The 16,304-nt window shown below is 70.8% G+C and carries 13 protein-coding genes; 3 read left to right on the forward strand and 10 right to left on the reverse strand.

Going from position 1 to position 16,304, the window contains the following annotated elements; genetic code table 11:
- Positions 1 to 115: 115 nt before the first annotated feature.
- The 4 genes from ACGF2Y_RS24790 to ACGF2Y_RS24805 form a co-directional block, all read right to left on the reverse strand.
- On the reverse strand, positions 116 to 868 hold the full coding sequence (locus ACGF2Y_RS24790; protein WP_392951376.1) for a hypothetical protein: 753 nt from the start codon (positions 866 to 868) through the stop codon (positions 116 to 118).
- Between the two features lie 45 nt (positions 869 to 913).
- Positions 914 to 1,207 carry a 2Fe-2S iron-sulfur cluster-binding protein gene (locus ACGF2Y_RS24795; RefSeq protein WP_392951379.1) on the reverse strand — a complete coding sequence of 98 codons (294 nt, stop codon included), beginning with the start codon at positions 1,205 to 1,207 and terminating at the stop codon, positions 914 to 916.
- Between the two features lie 10 nt (positions 1,208 to 1,217).
- Entirely contained in the window at positions 1,218 to 2,237 is a 1,020-nt protein-coding gene (locus ACGF2Y_RS24800) for an NAD(P)/FAD-dependent oxidoreductase (protein ID WP_392951381.1), read from the reverse strand.
- Between the two features lie 468 nt (positions 2,238 to 2,705).
- Complete coding sequence (locus ACGF2Y_RS24805; RefSeq protein WP_392951384.1) at positions 2,706 to 3,749, reverse strand: ParB/RepB/Spo0J family partition protein; 1,044 nt, start codon at positions 3,747 to 3,749, stop codon at positions 2,706 to 2,708.
- 406 nt (positions 3,750 to 4,155) lie between these two features.
- Here ACGF2Y_RS24805 and ACGF2Y_RS24810 point away from each other — a divergent pair, with 406 nt between their 5' ends.
- The gene (locus tag ACGF2Y_RS24810) at positions 4,156 to 5,241 is read left to right on the forward strand and encodes a transposase (protein ID WP_392951387.1); all 1,086 of its coding nucleotides are present in this window, start codon (positions 4,156 to 4,158) and stop codon (positions 5,239 to 5,241) included.
- 183 nt (positions 5,242 to 5,424) lie between these two features.
- On the opposite strand, the gene ACGF2Y_RS24815 is transcribed toward ACGF2Y_RS24810, so the two are convergent.
- From ACGF2Y_RS24815 to ACGF2Y_RS24825, 3 genes are all read right to left on the reverse strand, one after another.
- Positions 5,425 to 6,006, reverse strand: a complete 582-nt coding sequence (locus ACGF2Y_RS24815; RefSeq protein ID WP_392951389.1) for a TetR family transcriptional regulator — start codon at positions 6,004 to 6,006, stop codon at positions 5,425 to 5,427.
- 984 nt (positions 6,007 to 6,990) lie between these two features.
- On the reverse strand, positions 6,991 to 7,851 hold the full coding sequence (locus tag ACGF2Y_RS24820) for an NAD(P)H-binding protein (protein WP_392951392.1): 861 nt from the start codon (positions 7,849 to 7,851) through the stop codon (positions 6,991 to 6,993).
- Positions 7,848 to 8,471, reverse strand: a complete 624-nt coding sequence (locus ACGF2Y_RS24825) for a ScbR family autoregulator-binding transcription factor (protein WP_392951395.1) — start codon at positions 8,469 to 8,471, stop codon at positions 7,848 to 7,850. The genes ACGF2Y_RS24820 and ACGF2Y_RS24825 overlap by 4 nt, the downstream gene beginning before the upstream one ends.
- 91 nt (positions 8,472 to 8,562) lie before the next feature.
- Here ACGF2Y_RS24825 and ACGF2Y_RS24830 point away from each other — a divergent pair, with 91 nt between their 5' ends.
- Together ACGF2Y_RS24830 and ACGF2Y_RS24835 are read left to right on the forward strand one after the other, a co-directional pair.
- On the forward strand, positions 8,563 to 9,540 hold the full coding sequence (locus ACGF2Y_RS24830) for a ScbA/BarX family gamma-butyrolactone biosynthesis protein (RefSeq protein WP_392951398.1): 978 nt from the start codon (positions 8,563 to 8,565) through the stop codon (positions 9,538 to 9,540).
- A 167-nt stretch (positions 9,541 to 9,707) separates the two neighbouring features.
- A complete protein-coding gene (locus tag ACGF2Y_RS24835; protein ID WP_392951401.1) occupies positions 9,708 to 13,049 on the forward strand; it encodes a S8 family serine peptidase in 3,342 nt (1,113 codons plus the stop codon).
- A 286-nt stretch (positions 13,050 to 13,335) separates the two neighbouring features.
- On the opposite strand, the gene ACGF2Y_RS24840 is transcribed toward ACGF2Y_RS24835, so the two are convergent.
- Genes ACGF2Y_RS24840 through ACGF2Y_RS24850 form a run of 3 tightly spaced genes read right to left on the reverse strand, consistent with a single transcriptional unit; the run spans position 13,336 to position 16,141 of the window.
- Positions 13,336 to 13,941: a hypothetical protein gene (locus ACGF2Y_RS24840; RefSeq protein WP_392951404.1), complete on the reverse strand. Its 606-nt coding sequence runs from the start codon at positions 13,939 to 13,941 to the stop codon at positions 13,336 to 13,338.
- A complete protein-coding gene (locus tag ACGF2Y_RS24845; RefSeq protein WP_392951406.1) occupies positions 13,938 to 15,461 on the reverse strand; it encodes an ATP-binding protein in 1,524 nt (507 codons plus the stop codon). Before ACGF2Y_RS24845 ends, ACGF2Y_RS24840 begins: the two co-directional genes overlap by 4 nt.
- The gene (locus tag ACGF2Y_RS24850; protein WP_392951409.1) at positions 15,458 to 16,141 is read right to left on the reverse strand and encodes a response regulator; all 684 of its coding nucleotides are present in this window, start codon (positions 16,139 to 16,141) and stop codon (positions 15,458 to 15,460) included. The genes ACGF2Y_RS24845 and ACGF2Y_RS24850 overlap by 4 nt, the downstream gene beginning before the upstream one ends.
- Positions 16,142 to 16,304 lie beyond the last annotated feature (163 nt).

Here is a 16,304-nt window from a genome sequence, read left to right on the forward strand (position 1 = left end):
ACCCGCCGGGGCCCCCCCCCCCCCCCCCCCCGCCCCGGCCCCCCCCCCCCCCCGCCCCCCCCGGGGGGGGGGGGGGGGCGGGGGCCCCCCCCCCCCACCCCCGCTGGGGCGGGTATCAGGCAGGCTGCTGCTCGGCCTTGGCGACGGTGTCCAGGTAGAGCTCCTCGAAGTACTGCGCCAGGATCGTCTGGTGCTCGCGGAGGTACCGCTTGAACGCGACGATGTCGTCGTCGTTGCGCAGCAGGTGCCGGACGGCTGCCCAGACCTCGCCGGGGTGGTCGTCGTTGATGTCGGTGTGCGAGTGGTTGATCTGGCCGCCGATGTTGCCCTCGCCGACCGAGTTCTTCAGCGCCTCCAGCTTCTTGGGCTCCAGCTTCACGTTCACGTATTCGACGAGATAGGAATACGCGACGACGCCGAGCGGGCCCTCGTGGTCCAGGAGGTAGGAGAAGTAGCCGGTCAGCAGCTTGGTCGACAGGTAGGGCTCGGTGGCCAGGAACTCCTCGCGCGACACGCCGACCTTCTCCAGGTCGGTGATGAAGAGCTCGTCGTGAAGCATCTCCTCCTGCTCGTAGTTGGCCCAGACCTGCGCCGCCTCCGGGCTGCGCTTGGCGATCTCGACCAGGGCCTTGGCCTCGGAGACGCGCAGCATCCGGATGCGCCAGGCGGTCTCGATCAGGTTCCGCTTGTAGTACTCGGAGTCGACGTTCCTGCCCTCCAGGTGGGCGGCCTCGGGAACGTTGGCGTACCACTCGAGGACCTGCTGGTCGAGCTGCTCGTCGATCTCGGCGCGCAGCTTCGCGGAGGCGGTGGCGGTGAGGAACCGGGAGCGGTCCCCGTAGCCGACGTTCGTCACGCGGTTCGGCATGGTTCACCTCTTCTTTTGCATGCTCGGACGTTTGTACGAGCGGTTTCAGGTGGCGTCGACGACGCGGATGGCCGCGTCGCCCTGCAGCCGGCACTGGCAGGCCAGGCGATGTGAGCCGCCGGTCCGGCCGAGGTCTTGCAGGAAGTCGAGTTCGTCGTCGTCGGGCTCCCCGAGAGAGCCGGAGCCCTCCAGGACCTCGATCACGCACGCACCGCAGGATCCGGAGCGGCAACCGAACGGAATGAGCCGCTGCGAGATCTCGTACTCGACTTCGGTCAGGGGGGATCCCGCGGGCAGCAGGACCTCGGTTCCTGTCGGGAGGATTTTCAGTCTTTTCATGGTCATGGCATCAATGGCCGTCGGTGTCGGTGGAGTGGCCCGGCGCGAGACGGGAGCCGGGGCGAAGCTCTACCGCCACATGGTTCGCCGCGGTCGCTGCCTCTCCGAAGCCCACCGACACGAGCGGAACACGCCCCTCGTAGGAACACATGTCGCCGATCGCGTAGACCCCCGGCACATTCGTGCGCATCGTCATGTCGACCACGATCTGGCGATTTGCCATTCGGAGCCCCCAATCAGCGATCGGGCCCAGGTCGGTGATGAATCCCAGCGCTGCGACAAGAGCCTGGGCGGGCAATGTCCGTTGCTCTTCACCGACCCGTACGCGCACTTCGTCCAGACGCTCGGCACCGTGACAGGCCACCACCTCGGCATCGGTGATCACGCGAATACCGCACGCGTACATCTGCTTGACGCTGTGCTCGTGGGCACGGAAGGCCGAGCGCCGGTGGACGACGGTGACGGACCGCGCGATCGGCGCGAGGGCGAGGGCCCAGTCGACCGCACTGTCACCACCCCCCACGATCACCACGTCGCGGTCGCGGTGTTCGTCGAGACGCGGCACGTGGTACGCCACGCCCCGCCTCCGGTAGGGCCCCAGGCAGGGCAGGGTGCGGGGGACCGCGCGGCCGAGTCCGGCCGCGATCACGACGGCCCCGGCGCACACTCGCTGGCCGCCCTCGAGGCCGATCGCCCAGCCCCCGCCCTCGTCGGGCGTCAGGGAGACCGCCGTCCGGCCGAGCAGGTACACGGGCCGGAACGGCTCCACCTGGGCGACCAGGTTGTCGACCAGTTCCCTGCCCCGCACAGCCGGGTGCCCCGCGATGTCGTAGATCTTCTTCTCCGGATACAGGGCCGCGATCTGGCCGCCCGGTTCGGGCAGCGCGTCGATCAATACGCTGGAAAGCCCCCGGAAGCCCGCGCAGTAGGCGGCGTACAGCCCGGCCGGGCCCGCTCCGACCACAGCGACGTCCGCGCTCGTCTCCGCATCGGCCGCGGTCGCATCCACTCGAACTTCCGCTCGGTTCATCCTGAACTCCAGGCCTTTCTCGCGTTAGGTCGAACAGCTCGGACAGCTCGTTCTCTCGGCCGGTTCATCCTTTTCGCTTCCGGATATCCACACCTCCTGCCATGCGGAATTCTCACGCCTCGCGCAAGAGCACTCAGGTGAATTCTCTTTACGCTCCAGGCGAATCACCGCCGAGTGCCATTTCATAGTCCAGCGGCATGTCCACACCGTCAAGAAAGGGACTCGGAACTCCGAACCGCCCTGTGCCCGGGTGAAATCAGAATGCGTTTTCCGTTTACGCACGGGGCGCGGGGTGCCCGCCACCGGGACGCCCTCGCCCAGTCGGCGGGCGTCCGGTTTCCGGAACGATCCTCCGCCGGGACGCGAAGCGTCACCACGTTCCACGCGCCGGCACCGATTCGCTTTGCTCCTGGCTCCCACGCGCCGCACACCCGGGTCCGGCACGCCCTCCTCCCGGACCCACACGCCCTACTTCTCGTCGGTGTCGCTGACGGCCTGGTCCAGGGCGCTGGCGAACCGCTGCCATTCCCGGGCGTAGGAGTTGGCCAGGTCGGCGACGACGACGGCGCAGTGCGGCGGCACCGCCGCCATCAACTGCTGCCCCACTTCGAGGTTGGGTGCGCGCTCGTTCAGCCAGCGCAGCAACGCGCGCCCCGACTCCGTGAGTCGGAGCGACGGGTCCTTCGCCAGGGTCTCGGCGCGCTGTGGCCGGCCGCGCTCCGCGCACCGGCCGCCCGCCGGTTTCCCGTCGGTGCCCGCCGGGTCACGGTCCGGGGTCCCATGTGCGGCGCCCGGGTGCGGCGGGGAGACCGGCTCGTCACGCCGCATGCGCTGCCGTACATCGCACGCGGTGCTGACCGACACTCCCGCGCTGGCGGCCGCGTCATTGAGCGTGGCGTCCGGGTGCTCCGCGAGGAAGGCGCGCACGGCCTCCCTGCGTCGCGCCGCGTCGAGTGGTCGGGACCGGCCGTCCGCCCCGACCCTGACCTTCGACTGTGGAACATCCTCGGTCGAAACCCGGCGAACGGCGCTCACCGTCTTCGGGGACAGCCGGGTGATACGGGCGATCGCCCGGTCCGACAGGTCAGGGTGCGAACCCAGGATCCGCCGAGCTGCGGCCCTTCGGTCCGCGAGCGTCAGCGGCAGACCGTGGCTGACGTTGGCCGCCACGGAGTGGATGAAGACCTCGCTGACCGGCCCGTCCAGGTAGCGGACCGGGATCGTCTCCTCGCCCTGGAGCCTGGCCGCTTGGATCCGGTGCATCCCGTCGACCACCCGCCGGGTGTCCCGGTGGACCAGGATCGGCTCGATGTCACCCTGCGCGAGCGCCTCGACGTGCTCCTGATCCACCCCGCCCAGACGTGGCGAGTCGGCGACCACCAGGGAGGCGAGCGACACGTGACGGACGTCGGAACACCCGGATCCCGTCACGTTCTTGAGGTCGCGGGCCGTCGTCTTCAGCTGGTCCGTCAGGTACGTGGAGGGCGGTATGTCCGCCAAATCTAAAGGCACCGAAGGTCTGCTTTCTATCCGGTCTTCCGCAGGTGGATGTTGCAGCGCCGGGAACGCGCGGACGACTCCGGTCGGCATGGTCCCGGCTCTGGGCGTGCCGTGCAGGTGACGGGCAGAAGGTGGATCCCGCCGGGAGCGCGGACAGCGCTCCCCGGGAGAAGGCTGCGTGCGCTGCGTGCCGGACCGGCAGACCGCGCGCCGGGCTGCCGGGTCCGCGACCGGGCGGGAATCGCCCGATGACGCGCATGCCGGGCCGAACCCTCGGCAGTGGCCTCGCCCGTCGGCCGTGCTGCGGGGAACGGGCGGGCCTCCCCCGCCGGCGACGAGACCGGCCGTGCGGGCGAGTCCGTCCGGGGGCGCTGCCCGATGTCCGCGACAAAACCTCGGCATACGGCTTCGGCCATGCGTGCCGGCTCGTTCGGGGGAGACAGCCGAAGACGGTCTCCCCCGAACGGATCAACGCAGATGGGCGAAGTTCTACATCAGGGCGCTGCTACAGACGCCGGGCAAGAAGTCGACGCGTCGGCTGGCGGAGTCCGTCAGCGACTCCCCGACGGCCTCCCAGGCTCTGCACCAGTTCGTGAACGCGAGCCCTTGGGACTGGCTGGCGGCACGTCAGGGTCTGCTGCGCTGGGTGGCACAGAGCGGCTCGGCGGTGACGGCCTGGACGCTGGCCCCGGTGTACATCCCCAAGCGCGGCGACCACTCCGCCGGGGTCCACCGCAGGTTCGATCCCACGCAGGGGCGGCTGTCGAACTGTCAGCTGGGAATGCTCGTGCTGGCCACGGGTGAGTACGGCCCACTGCCGGTCGACTGGGACCTGTACATCCCCTGCGGGTGGACCAGGGTCCGGCGGGCCAAGGCGCGGGTGCCGGAGGAGATCCGCGGCCCTTTGTGGTTGCAGGCCTCGGAACTACTGGGACGGGCCCCCTCGTGGTCCCCTGACCTGCATGCCCCTGTCACAGCCGAACTGTCCTGGCTGCCGGACCGAGAACTCTTCCTCACTCATCTGGCACAGAACGAGCAACCGTTCGTGGTGGAGGTCCCCGACACCATGCGCGTCGCACATACGGCCTCCCCGGCCGCCGGCACACCACTGCTCACCGTCCGGCAGATCCTCATGGACCCCGCGACCGCGGCCACGAAGGAAGGAGAGCCCGTCCTCTCCCTCCCGGTGACCCTGTCCAGCTCCTCCGCGGAACGCGTACCGCTGCGGCTGCTCGCCCGGCGCCGCCCGAACGGTTCGGCGCGGACGTGGCTGACGAATCTGGTCGACCGACAGCTGCACGAACTGCTGCCGCTGATGCGCCAGCCAGGGCTGGCCGCGCGTGTGGTGAGCACCCTGAACGGAGACTTCGGGCTCCAGGACTTCGAGGGCCGGTCGTTCCCGGGGTGGCATCACCACACGACGCTGGTCTCCGCCGCCTTCACCTACTCCCGGGTCAACGACCGCGGTGCGGTGCGCGGTGCCGGAACCGGCCCTCGCGGCTGAGATCCCGGAACACCTGCTGCCCGCCCGTCACACACGGAGGTCGGTTTGTGCGCGGGGACCGGTCGCAGGAGAAGACCGCAGGCTGTCCCCACCGCGTCTCCCTGTGCGCGTCGGCCCCGCAGCGAACGCGCCTGCCCGACGGCCGACGGCCGCGTTTCCGAAGGCATATGCTGACAGCGCTGCTCAGTGTGTGTCGGCGGCCAGGCCGTTGAGCACGGCGCGCCAGACCTCGGCGAAGTCGAGACCCGTCGGGCCTCCCCCGTCCACAGCTCTCCTGGCCTCCGCCGTGGCCCCCTCCACCACGTACATGACGAGACGCTCGGCAGTGACCAGCCGTACGTCGGCGACGAGGTCACCGGTGGCGAAGGCCCTTTCGAGGAGGCGCAGAACCTCTTCACGGAAGGCATCGAGCCAGTCGGAGGCGGCGTGTCCCTCCTGGACCAGGCGTAGGGCGGCCCGGGTGAGGACGTTGCGCTGGAGGGCCGTCGCCACCTGCCGGACGAGGAGTGACAGCTCGGGGAGGGCCCCGGTGTCGGCAGAGCACGCCGTGCTGATGCGCCGCAGCTCTTCGACGCCCTCCCGCACCACCGCGGACGCGAGCGTCGCCTTGCAGCGGAAGTGGAAGGTGAGGGCCCCGAGCGTCACGTTCGCCTCCGCGCACACGCTGTTGAGCGTCGTACCGTCGTAGCCGTGCTGATCGAAGTGGCGTGCTGCTGCCAGGACGAGATTCGCGCGAGTGCTTGCGGCTCGTTCACTGTTCTTCATGTGGTCCTCGGGGATCGCAACGACAATGAGGGCGCACAGCTGACCCGCCGGGAGCGGGCTCCAGATGGGCCGGCCAGACCGAAGGGGCCCCTTCAGAGGCCGGGTCAGAGGGCGCTGGCTGTGCGGGGCAGGGCGGGGCGGGTGGCCGCTGAAGAACGTCGGCGAAGAGCGGCGGGTGCCGGCCGTGCACCGCGAGGGCCGCGGGAAAGGGACCGCGCCTCTTCGCCCAGCGCTCTTTGATCGACTTCTCCGCGGTGGCGGGTCCCCGGCGCCGCCACGAGGCCATCGCGCCCGCGGCGTGACGGCGTGGCGCCGGGACCGGCCCACCGGGCCGGTGCTTCGGCTCCGGATTCGACGCCGGGTCCGCCGGGCTTGTCGGCCTGCCGTCCGGAACGGTCCGGGCAGCACCTGCGGCGGCAGGGGAGTTGTCGCACCGGACCGGGTATGACGGCTCCCGGCGTCACCGGTGACGCCGGGACCCTCCTGGCCGGGGGCGGGGCCGGATACCGTGCCGAGCCCGACGGTCCGCGAGCCGGGCCTGCCCCTTCCGAGGGAACGGGGCCGCCGGACCGGCCGGTTCCTCCCCAGCCCTCCACGACACCGCGGTCGCCACGTGTGATGACGAGGCCAACCAGGTCCCTCACGTACCGTCCTCAGATCTGGCTGCCCGTGGCAGCGGGCGGCGCGGTCCCGCGGCAGCAGCTCGACGGGCGGTCCGACCATACGGTGGGCGTCGAGTGATGAGCACGGGAACGAAGGAAACCCGGAACGTTCTGGGCAAGTTCGCCAGTGCGGCGTGGTCTACCGGGCGGTCCGTCCCCGCTTCGTCCCCTTCGGTACGGGCACCCCGGGAGTCGTCATCCCGAAGAGGCCGGGCTCACGAGCCGGCCCGAGCCGTTCCCGGTCGCCGGCCCGCCGGACGGAGGCCGGCACCATACGGACCCGGGGGCGCGTCCGGCACCCGTGCCTCAGCGGGTGCCGGTCTCACTCGAAGCGGTCCCGGTGGTCGGCCGCCCACTGCGCGAAGGTGGTGGCGGGCCGTCCGGTGAGACGCTCGACCGTGTCGGTGGCGTGGGCCTTGGCACCGGCGAGTTGCCTCCCGGCGCTCGCGAGCAGGGCGTCGGCCATCGCCGCCGGGTACCGGCGTGAGTAGTGCAGGTGAGCCTCCTCAGGAGAAAGCGCTCGGCAGACGAGGGGACGCCCCAGCAGTTCGGCGAGGACGGCCGACTTCTCATGGGCCGAGAGCGGCTGCGGCCCGGTGAGTTGGTACGACCGGAAGTGGTGTCTGCTGTCACCCAGGACGAGGGCGGAGACCTCCGCGATGTCTTCGGGCGCGATACAGGCGTTGCGACTGTGGGGATACAGAGCGTACGTGGAGTCGTGACTGCGGATGCCAGGCGCCCATCCCAGGGCGTGGGACATGAACGACCGCGGCTGGACCATGGTCCAGGGAACGCCGCTCGCCTTGATGCGCTCCTCGTTGCTCCGCTGCCACTCGGTGACGAGGTCGTGCGCGGCGCTGTCGAGCACCGCCGCCGCGGAGAGCTTGACGATGTGTTTCACGGAGGCCTGGACAGCAGCCCTCACTATGTTCCGGTCGTGTTCGGGACGCGTGGGATCGCTGGTCACGACGAAGAGGGCGTCGGCGCCGCGGAAAGCGTCGACGAGGCTCCCGTACGCGTCATAGTCACAGGTGACGTGCCGGACACGGGGGTGCCGCACCATGGGGGGCGGAGTGCGGCTGGTGAGGGTGACTCGGTGATGAGCCGTGAGGTGCCGGACCATCAACGGGGCGATCTGCCCCGTCGCCCCGGTGAGCACGACGTGGGACGCGACTACGGTCACGGTCTCGGGACACGGACGGGGCCGACCTGGATGTCGTGCACCACGGACTCGGACGCGACGCTGGGCAGCAGCAGATCCCACATGTCGCAGACCCTTTCCGTGAGATCGGCACGGGTGGTCGCCAGATTCGAGTAGACCTGTATGCCGGTGCAGGCACCAACCACGAACCGCGCCAGCCGGTCGGGACACACCCCGTCGCGGAGTTCACCGTTGCCCAGGGCAACGTCGAGATGGGTGCGCATGAGCTCCCGCCACTCCTCGAAGGAGGTGGCGTCGTTCATACCGTGGCTGCCCTGCTCTATGGCGAGACGAACGCCCGCACGCAGGATCGGGTCGCGCTTCATGCGGTCCGCCCACACGAGGGTGATGTCGACCAGGCGCTGCAGTCCGGTCGATTCCAGGTGGGGTTCTATCGTCGTCGGCTGGGCGTCCATCAGGGCTTTGGCCAGCCCCTGCTTCGAGCCGAAGTGGAAGTAGAGCGCACCGAGGGTGAACCCCGCCTGTTCGGCGATCCGGGTCACCGCCGCCTGCTCGTAGCCGGCTTCGTCGAAGACTTCCGCCGCCGCCCGCAGGAGTCTTTGCCGCGTCTGAGCAGCCCGCTCCACCTTGACAGACGTCACCCTGAATCACTCCTCGACAGACATAGATAGCGTAATTTATGTTAGCTGCACGGTCGTCACGCAGGCCAATGATTCAGGGGGGCAGTGCTGCATGTCCAACGTTCACGATGGCAGACAGGACAGATCGCGAACCGTCGGAGGAGTCTCTCAGGAGCTCGTCCACAAGCACGACTCGACCGAGGTCCTCCTCACCGGCTGGACCACCCACGGCGGCAACCTGCACACCGTCCACGCCCGGTGGCCCCGTTGCCACGCCTTCTACCGGCCCCGCCACCGGCGCTTCGACCCCTTGCTCTTCGTCGAGACGGTGCGTCAGACGTTCCCGCTGCTGTCCCACGCCGCCTACGACGCACCCTTCGGCGGCCATCTGGTCTGGGGCGACTTCTCGTTCGAAGTCGAACCGCAGGCCATGCTGATCCCGCAGGCCCAGGCCGATGTCGTCCTGGAGGTCGCCTGCACCGACGTCCGGACCAGAAAGGGCTGTCTGGCCTCGATGACCATGCACGCGGAGGTCCTGCTGAACGGTCATCGTGTCGGCAGCGCCAAGACTCGGTTCACCAACCACTCCCCCGCCGTCTACCGGCGATTACGCGGCGAGCGCGACCTCGCCGAGACACGCCGCCGGGCCTTGCCGCCACTGCCTCCGCTGCCGCCGGCCACGGTCGGACACCACCATCACGAGAACGTGGTCCTCGCGGACACCGGGCGCGCGGACCGATGGCGGTTACGCGCCGACCTGGACCACCCCGTCCTGTTCGACCACCCGGTCGACCACGCCCCCGGAATGCTCCTCCTGGAAGCCGTCCGCCAGGCCGCACACATGAACTCCCCCACCGCGAACCGCATGGTGACCGGAATGGCTGTCTCCTTCGACGGTTGGGTGGAACTGGACGCCCCGGCCTGGGTCTCGGTCACACCGGCACGCGGCGACACACTGCGGGCCGTCATCGAGCAGGAGCACGGCACCTGCCTGGCCGCCGACGTCACGGTCGAGGCCGTGCCGCCCCGAACGGCGGAACACCTGACCGTTCGGAGTCCAGTGAACCTCCAGCTGTCGCCTCAGCCTTGAACCGCTCCGGGTCCGCCGGATCACGCCGGGCGCCTGTTACACAACGATCATTGAGTGCCTTCGAACGGCCTCTGCATACTTCAGAAATCCGGGGCGCACACGTAGCCGAACACGTCCCGTGCGGCCGGGCCTTCGCCCGCCCGATTCACTTCTGAGCAGGGACCATCTTGCGTAAACGACCAATGAAAGCCTGCGCCGTCGCGGCGGCCGCAGTCGCCATGACGATGGGCATGACCGGCCCGGCGTCGGGGAAGACCGGCGGCCCGGACACGGCGTCGCCGGTCACCGCCAAGGGTTTACAAGAAGCGGCCGGCGGGACCGTTCACACCGTCACTCTGATCACCGGAGACCGGGTCCTCGTGGACGCCGAGGGCCGGGTCGGCGGCATTCAGCGGGCCAAGGGCCGGGAGGGCATCCCCTTCTTCACCGAGATCCATGACGGCCGCACCCATGTGGTGCCGCGTGACGCCCGGCAGCTGATCGCCGACGGCAGCCTGGACCGGCGGCTGTTCGACATCACCGCACTCGCCGAGCCGGAGAGCCGCAAGGTCCACCGGGCCGGCCTCAAGGTGATCGTCGGCTACCGGGGGGCGGCGGCCGATTCCGCCCGCGCCGAGGTGCGGTCCGCCGACGGGACCACCGTCCGCCGGACCCTGTCGGCCCTCGACGCCGATGCCGTCACCACTGCCGCCGCCACCGACAGCGAGGGCGCCCTGTGGGACGCGCTGACGCGTCAGCAGCACGACGGTTCGGCGGCCACCGCCTCCGGCATCGCGCGGATCTGGCTGGACGGTGTGCGCAAGGCGTCGCTCGACCGCAGCACCGGCCGGATCGGCGCCCCGGCGGCCTGGTCCCGGTCGTTCGACGGCACCGGTGTGAAGATCGCCGTCGTGGACACGGGTATCGACGCCACCCATCCGGACCTGGCGGGCCGGGTGGCGGCGGAGCGCAACTTCAGCGCCTCCCCGGACGCCAACGACCGTAACGGGCACGGCACGCACGTCGCGTCCACGGCGGCCGGCACCGGGGCGAAGGACGCCCGGTTCAAGGGCGTGGCCCCCGGGGCCCGGCTGATCAACGCCAAGGTGCTGGACGATCAGGGGTTCGGTGACGACTCCGGCATCATCGCGGGGGTCGACTGGGCCGTCGCCCAGGGCGCCGACGTCATCAGCATGAGTCTGGGCGGCCTCGACACCCCCGGAATCGACCCGCTGGAAGCCCAGGTCAACAAGCTCTCCGCGGAGAAGGGCGTCCTGTTCACGATAGCCGCGGGCAACGAAGGGCCGCGCGAGGGCACCGTCGGGTCGCCGGGCAGCGCCGACGCGGCCCTGACCGTCGGCGCCGTCGACGACGACGACCGGATCGCCGACTTCTCCAGCGCCGGACCCCGTACCGGCGACAAGGCCGTCAAGCCCGACATCACCGCGCCGGGCGTATCGATCACGGCGGCCGCCGCGGCGGGCGTGGAGGGGCAGGACCCGCCCGGCTACCAGAGCCTGAACGGTACGTCGATGGCGACCCCGCATGTCGCGGGCGCCGCGGCGATCCTCAAGCAGAAGAACCCCGCCTGGACCGGAGCACAGATCAAGGCCGCCCTGACGGGCTCGGCCAAGGACGGCTCCCACTCGGTGTTCCAGCAGGGCGCGGGCCGGCTCTCCGTCGACAGGGCGATCGACCAGACGGTCGTCGCCGAGCCGGTGTCGGTCTCCCTGGGCACCCAGCCGTGGCCCCACGCCGACGACTCCCCTGTCACCGAGCAGGTGACGTACCGGAACAACGGCAGCGCCGATGTGACGCTGGATCTGTCGCTGGCCGCGCCCACCGGCGGGGACGGACAGCCCGCCCCGGCCGGATTCTTCACCCTCGGGGCCCAGCGGGTCACGGTCCCGGCGGGCGACACCGCCGCCGTGGACCTGACGGCCGACACCCGCCTCGGCGGTACGGTCGACGGCTCCTACTCGACCACCGTCGTCGCGTCCGGCGGCGGCCGGAGCGTGCGCACGGCGGCTGCGGTGGAGCGCGAGGCGGAGTCGTACGAGGTCACCTTCCGCACCACCGGCCGGGACGGCGCGCCCAGCACCGGCTGGCAGGCCGACCTGAAGGGGTACGACGGCTCCGCATCGGGCCTGCGGTTCTTCCCGGATCTGTCGTCCGGTTCGGCCACGGTCCGGCTGCCGCGCGGCACCTACAACCTGTCGGCAGACATGCTGGTCGACCCTGCGGCCCCGGGGAAGGGCGCCGACCTGATCAACAACCCGCAGTTCTCGGTGACCGGCCCGACCACGGTCGACCTCGACGCCCGGACCACCCGGCCGGTGTCGTTCAAGGTGCCGGACGCGACGGCCACGCCGACGCGCGCGGGGATGATGTACTCCCTGAACACGCCTGACACGGGCATCACTTTGTGGAGCGACTTCACGAGCTTCGACAACGTCCGTACCGCCTACCAGGGCGCCCGGGTGACCGACGGGTCGCTCTACCAGCAGTGGTCCGCCCACTGGAAGCGGGGGGCCACCGAGTACAACGCGCTCGCCGGCAGCCTGGTTCCGGAGCTGGCCACCGGCTACAGCAAGACCTACACGACCAAGAACATGGCCCTGGTGAAGGTGAAGATCGGGTCGTCCGCGCCCGGCGTCGACGGCATCGTCCAGGCGTACGGCGAACTGGCCAACGGGGGTGTCGAACCGGTCTTCACCGCGCATGCGCTACCGGGGACCCGGAAGGTGTACCTGTCCACGGACGACGAGGCCGTCTGGAACATCACGGCCGGTGTGCTGGGTGAGAAGGACCCGGCGGGCAACCGGCAGGCCGAAGCGGCCTACTCCCTCGACAGGGCGCGGCGCTTCGAGCCGGGGACGACGCACACCGAGAAGTTCCATGCCGGTGTGATGGGACCGCAGGTGAACGCGGGCGACGGGATCGTCCGCGACGGCGACGCCATCCACGGCTCGCTGACGCTGGTCAGTGACGAGGCGGGCCATCCCGGGTTCGCCCGGTACGCCGGCGCGAGCACCACCATCCACCGCAACGGCGTGCTGTACGCGAAGGAGGACGCGGCCATCGACGAGCAGTTCTTCACGCTGCCTCCGGAGTCCGCCACGTACAAGGTGGCGACCACGATCAACCGGAACCCGGCGGTCTACCGCGCCGGGACCCGGATCGACGCCTCGTGGACCTTCACTTCGGCCCGTACCGAAACCCGTACGACGCTGCCGATTTCCACGGTCCGCTTCCTGCCGAGGCTCGCGCTTGACTCCACCGTTCCGGCGGGCCGCAAGCAGACGATTCCCGTCGTGGTGCAGGGCGCGGCGGCCGGATCCGGTCTCAAGTCGCTGCGGGTGCTGGTCTCGTACGACAACGAGAAGTGGCTGCGCGCCAAGGTCGGCGCGGGCAAGGTCACCGTACGCGCCCCGGAGAAGGGCAGGGCGATATCGCTGAAGGCCGTCGTCACCGACAAGAAGGACAACAAGTCGACGGTCACGATCCACAACGCCTTCTTCGGCAGGTGAAACGCTCACGGGGCCAAAACCCACGCGCGGCGCGCGACCGGGTGAGGCTGCGCCGGGCGGGACACGGCCCGGGGTGAGTTGAGGAGAGCGGCCCGCCGGAGCGGAAGTCCCGGCGGGCCGCTGCCCTTTCGTGCGAGCGGGCCGGTCGGCCGATGCGCAACGCACGGCGGCCCGGCTGCCGGGCGGCCCGGCAACCCGCAGCCCGTCGGCCCGGCGGCACTCGGCCCAGCAACCCGCAGCCCGGCGGCACCCGGCCAAGCAGCCCGGCAGCACTCGGCCCGGCGGCTCAGCGTGCCGGGGCCGGGACCGGGCGAACGGGGCAGTCGGCCGGGGCGAGGCGCCCGTCCGGCCCGACCAGGCTGACGGACACAGCCCCCTGTGCGTGCGCCGCATATGCGGCCGTGCAGACGAGCTGGTCACGGGCGGGGGCGGCCAGTCGCGTCACCCGCAGCCGCAGTTCGACCTCGACGGTGGGGCCGTCCACCACGACCCGGTACGCGGCGGAGCCCGCGCGCGGCAGCGAGGGGGCGTTGCGCAGTCCGGCCCGCCGTTCGGCCTTGTCCGGTCCGGCGAGCAGGGCGGTGACGGCCACGAGCGGCGAGGCGGACTCGTTCATCTCCTCGCCCGCCGCGGCCGAACTGCCGGGCCCCTCGTTCCCCCTCTCCCACGGCGACTCGACGATCCGGGGCACGGGCAGCAGTTCGTCGTCGGGGGAGAAGAAGAACAACAGGACGCGTCCCTCGCGCGGGGGAAGGAGGTCGGCGACGACCGGCCGGCCCGCCTCGATCACGGCCGTCTCCTGGATGCCGCAGCCGGCGAGGAGTCCCCCGGCGAGCACGGCCGGCGCGGCGAGTCCGACCGCCGGGCGCCCGCGGAACACCGTCCGTCTCATGCGGTGGCCTCCGTTCGCTCGCGGTTGTCCGCCGGCTCCGCGTCGTGGGCGGGTTCGGGGCCGTCCGGTGTGCTGTTCCTGGACCCGGGCCCGTCGAAGGGCAGGCGTACCGTGAATCGCGCGCCGCCGCCGGGGGCGTTCTCCGCGTGGATCGTGCCGCCGTGCAGCCGTACGTTCTCCTCGGTGATCGCGAGTCCGAGACCGCTGCCCGACGACCGGGACCGCGCGGCGTCCGCCTTGTAGAAGCGGTCGAAGATGTGCGGCAGCGCGTCGGGGGCGATCCCGGGGCCGCTGTCGTACACCTCGGTGATCAGCGCGCCTCCGTGGGCCGAGAGCCGTACGGTGACCGGTACGGTGCCATGGCGCAGGGCGTTGCCGACGAGGTTGGCGACGATGACGTCGAAGCGGCGCGGGTCGAGGCGGATACGGAGTCCGTCGGGCAGCTCGGCGCGGACCCTGCCCTGCCACTGCCTGCCGGACAGGGTGCTGCGCACGGCCTCCGCCGCGTCCACCTCGTCGGCGTTGAGCTCCGCCGCGCGGGCGTCGAAGCGGGAGATCTCCATCAGGTCCTCCACCAGCACGGCCAGTTTGCCGGTCTCGGCGCTGATCAGGCGCACCGCTCGCGCGGTGTCCGGGTCGAGCGCCCCGGCGTCCTCGTCCAGCAGGTCCGTGACGGCGAGCATCCCGGCGAGCGGGGTACGCAACTCGTGCGAGACGTCCGAGGCGAAGCGCCGGGCCCGCCCGCCGGCGTCCCGCAGCTCCTGTACGGAGTGTTCGAGGCGAGCGGCCGACTCGTTGAACGTCCTGGCCAGGTCGGCCATCTCGTCCCGGCCGTGTACGGGGATACGGGTGTCGAGCTGCCCACCGCCCATGGAGTGCGCGGCACGGCGCAGTTCGCGGACGGGGCGCAGCACGCTGCGCGCGGCGAGCAGGGCGGGCACCAGGGCCACGGCCAGTCCCGGCAGCGCACCGTCGCGGGCTGCGGTCACCAGTGCGTCGATGTCCACCTCCTCGTTCGTCATGGCCATCACGGCGAAGAGGACGAGACCGCTGGGCACCGCGTCACCGCCGGCCACCACCCGGGTCATCACCGGCATCCCGATCGTCAGGTAGGCGCGCCCGTCCTTGACGACCCGCTGGAAGCTGCCGTGCGGCGACGTGAGTGCGGTGCGACGCAGCTTCGCGGTCAGCACTCCGGAGGCGGGCCGGTCACCCGAGGAGACGCGGAGTGAGCCGTACTCGGCGAAGACGATCCACGGATGGGGCTGGGAGCGCGCCGCGATGTCGTAGAGGTCCCACCGGAGCGATTCCGGGTCCAGGGGCAGGCTGGGGGCGAATCGTTCCGCCTCCTCGCGGAAGGAGACGACAGCGGTGTCCTGCGCGCGTTCGAGGACCGCGCTGCGGGCCTCCCGGTAGGTCAGCGCGGCGGTCGTGACGGCGCTGACGGCGGCCACCAGCAGGAACGCGAGTACGAGGCGGGTGCGCAGCCCGAACGCGGCGGTCGTCGCGGTCCTTCTCACAGCGGGCCGAAGCGGTAGCCGAAGCCGCGCAGGGTCTGGATGTACCGCGGGCTGCGGGACGGGTCCTCGATCTTGACGCGCAGTCGGCGCACGCAGGCGTCCACCAGCCGGACGTCGCTGTGGTAGGTGTGCTCCCAGACGCTTTCCAGGAGCCGCTGCCGGCTGAAGACCTGATGGGGCGTCGCGGACAGGTGCAGGAGCAGTTTCAGTTCGGAGGGTGCGAGGGAGACCGGCTCGCCCGACTTGAGGATCGTGTGGCCGGCGCGGTCGATGTCGAGTTCGCCGTGGTGCTCGACGGCGGGTCTCGCGTCGGCCGGTCTCTCCATGCGGCGCAGTACGGCGCGTATGCGGGCCTCGATGACTTCGGTACGGGCGGGCTTGACGATGTAGTCGTCCGCGCCCGCGTCCAGTCCGACGACGATGTCCAGTCCGTCGCCGAGCGCGGTCAGCATGATGATCGGCAACTGGCTGGTCTCGCGTACGCGGCGGCATACCTGGACGCCGTTCATGGCGGGCAGCATCAGATCGAGCAGCAGGAGATCGGGGCGGAAGGTGCGCAGCGCGTCCAGGCCGGTCTCGCCGGTGGCGGTGGCGAGGACCTCGTGCCCGCGCCGGCGCAGCCCCATCTCGACGCCCTCGCGTACGGAGGGATCGTCTTCGATCAGGAGGACGCGTGGCATCGAGGTGTCTCCGGAGGTTGTGAGGAAGGGGAGCCGTGATGGGGGCGATGGTGGTGGGGGGGCAGTGGCGGTGTGCGGGCCGACGGGCTCATGTGAAACGGGCTCGTGTGGCACGAGCTCATGCGGCACGTACTCAAGGGGCGCGAGTTCATGCGGCGTGAGC

This window comes from Streptomyces sp. NPDC048142 (assembly GCF_043202835.1).
Taxonomy (GTDB): Bacteria; Actinomycetota; Actinomycetes; order Streptomycetales; family Streptomycetaceae; genus Streptomyces.

Bases quoted from the DNA above. Each gene is read 5' to 3' on its own strand.
- ACGF2Y_RS24790 (WP_392951376.1), bottom strand. From the start codon at position 868: ATGCCGAACCGCGTGACGAACGTCGGCTACGGGGACCGCTCCCGGTTC.
- ACGF2Y_RS24795 (WP_392951379.1), bottom strand. From the start codon at position 1,207: ATGAAAAGACTGAAAATCCTCCCGACAGGAACCGAGGTCCTGCTGCCC.
- ACGF2Y_RS24800 (WP_392951381.1), bottom strand. From the start codon at position 2,237: ATGAACCGAGCGGAAGTTCGAGTGGATGCGACCGCGGCCGATGCGGAG.
- ACGF2Y_RS24815 (WP_392951389.1), bottom strand. From the start codon at position 6,006: ATGAAGAACAGTGAACGAGCCGCAAGCACTCGCGCGAATCTCGTCCTG.
- ACGF2Y_RS24830 (WP_392951398.1), top strand. From the start codon at position 8,563: ATGTCCAACGTTCACGATGGCAGACAGGACAGATCGCGAACCGTCGGA.
- ACGF2Y_RS24840 (WP_392951404.1), bottom strand. From the start codon at position 13,941: ATGAGACGGACGGTGTTCCGCGGGCGCCCGGCGGTCGGACTCGCCGCG.
- ACGF2Y_RS24850 (WP_392951409.1), bottom strand. From the start codon at position 16,141: ATGCCACGCGTCCTCCTGATCGAAGACGATCCCTCCGTACGCGAGGGC.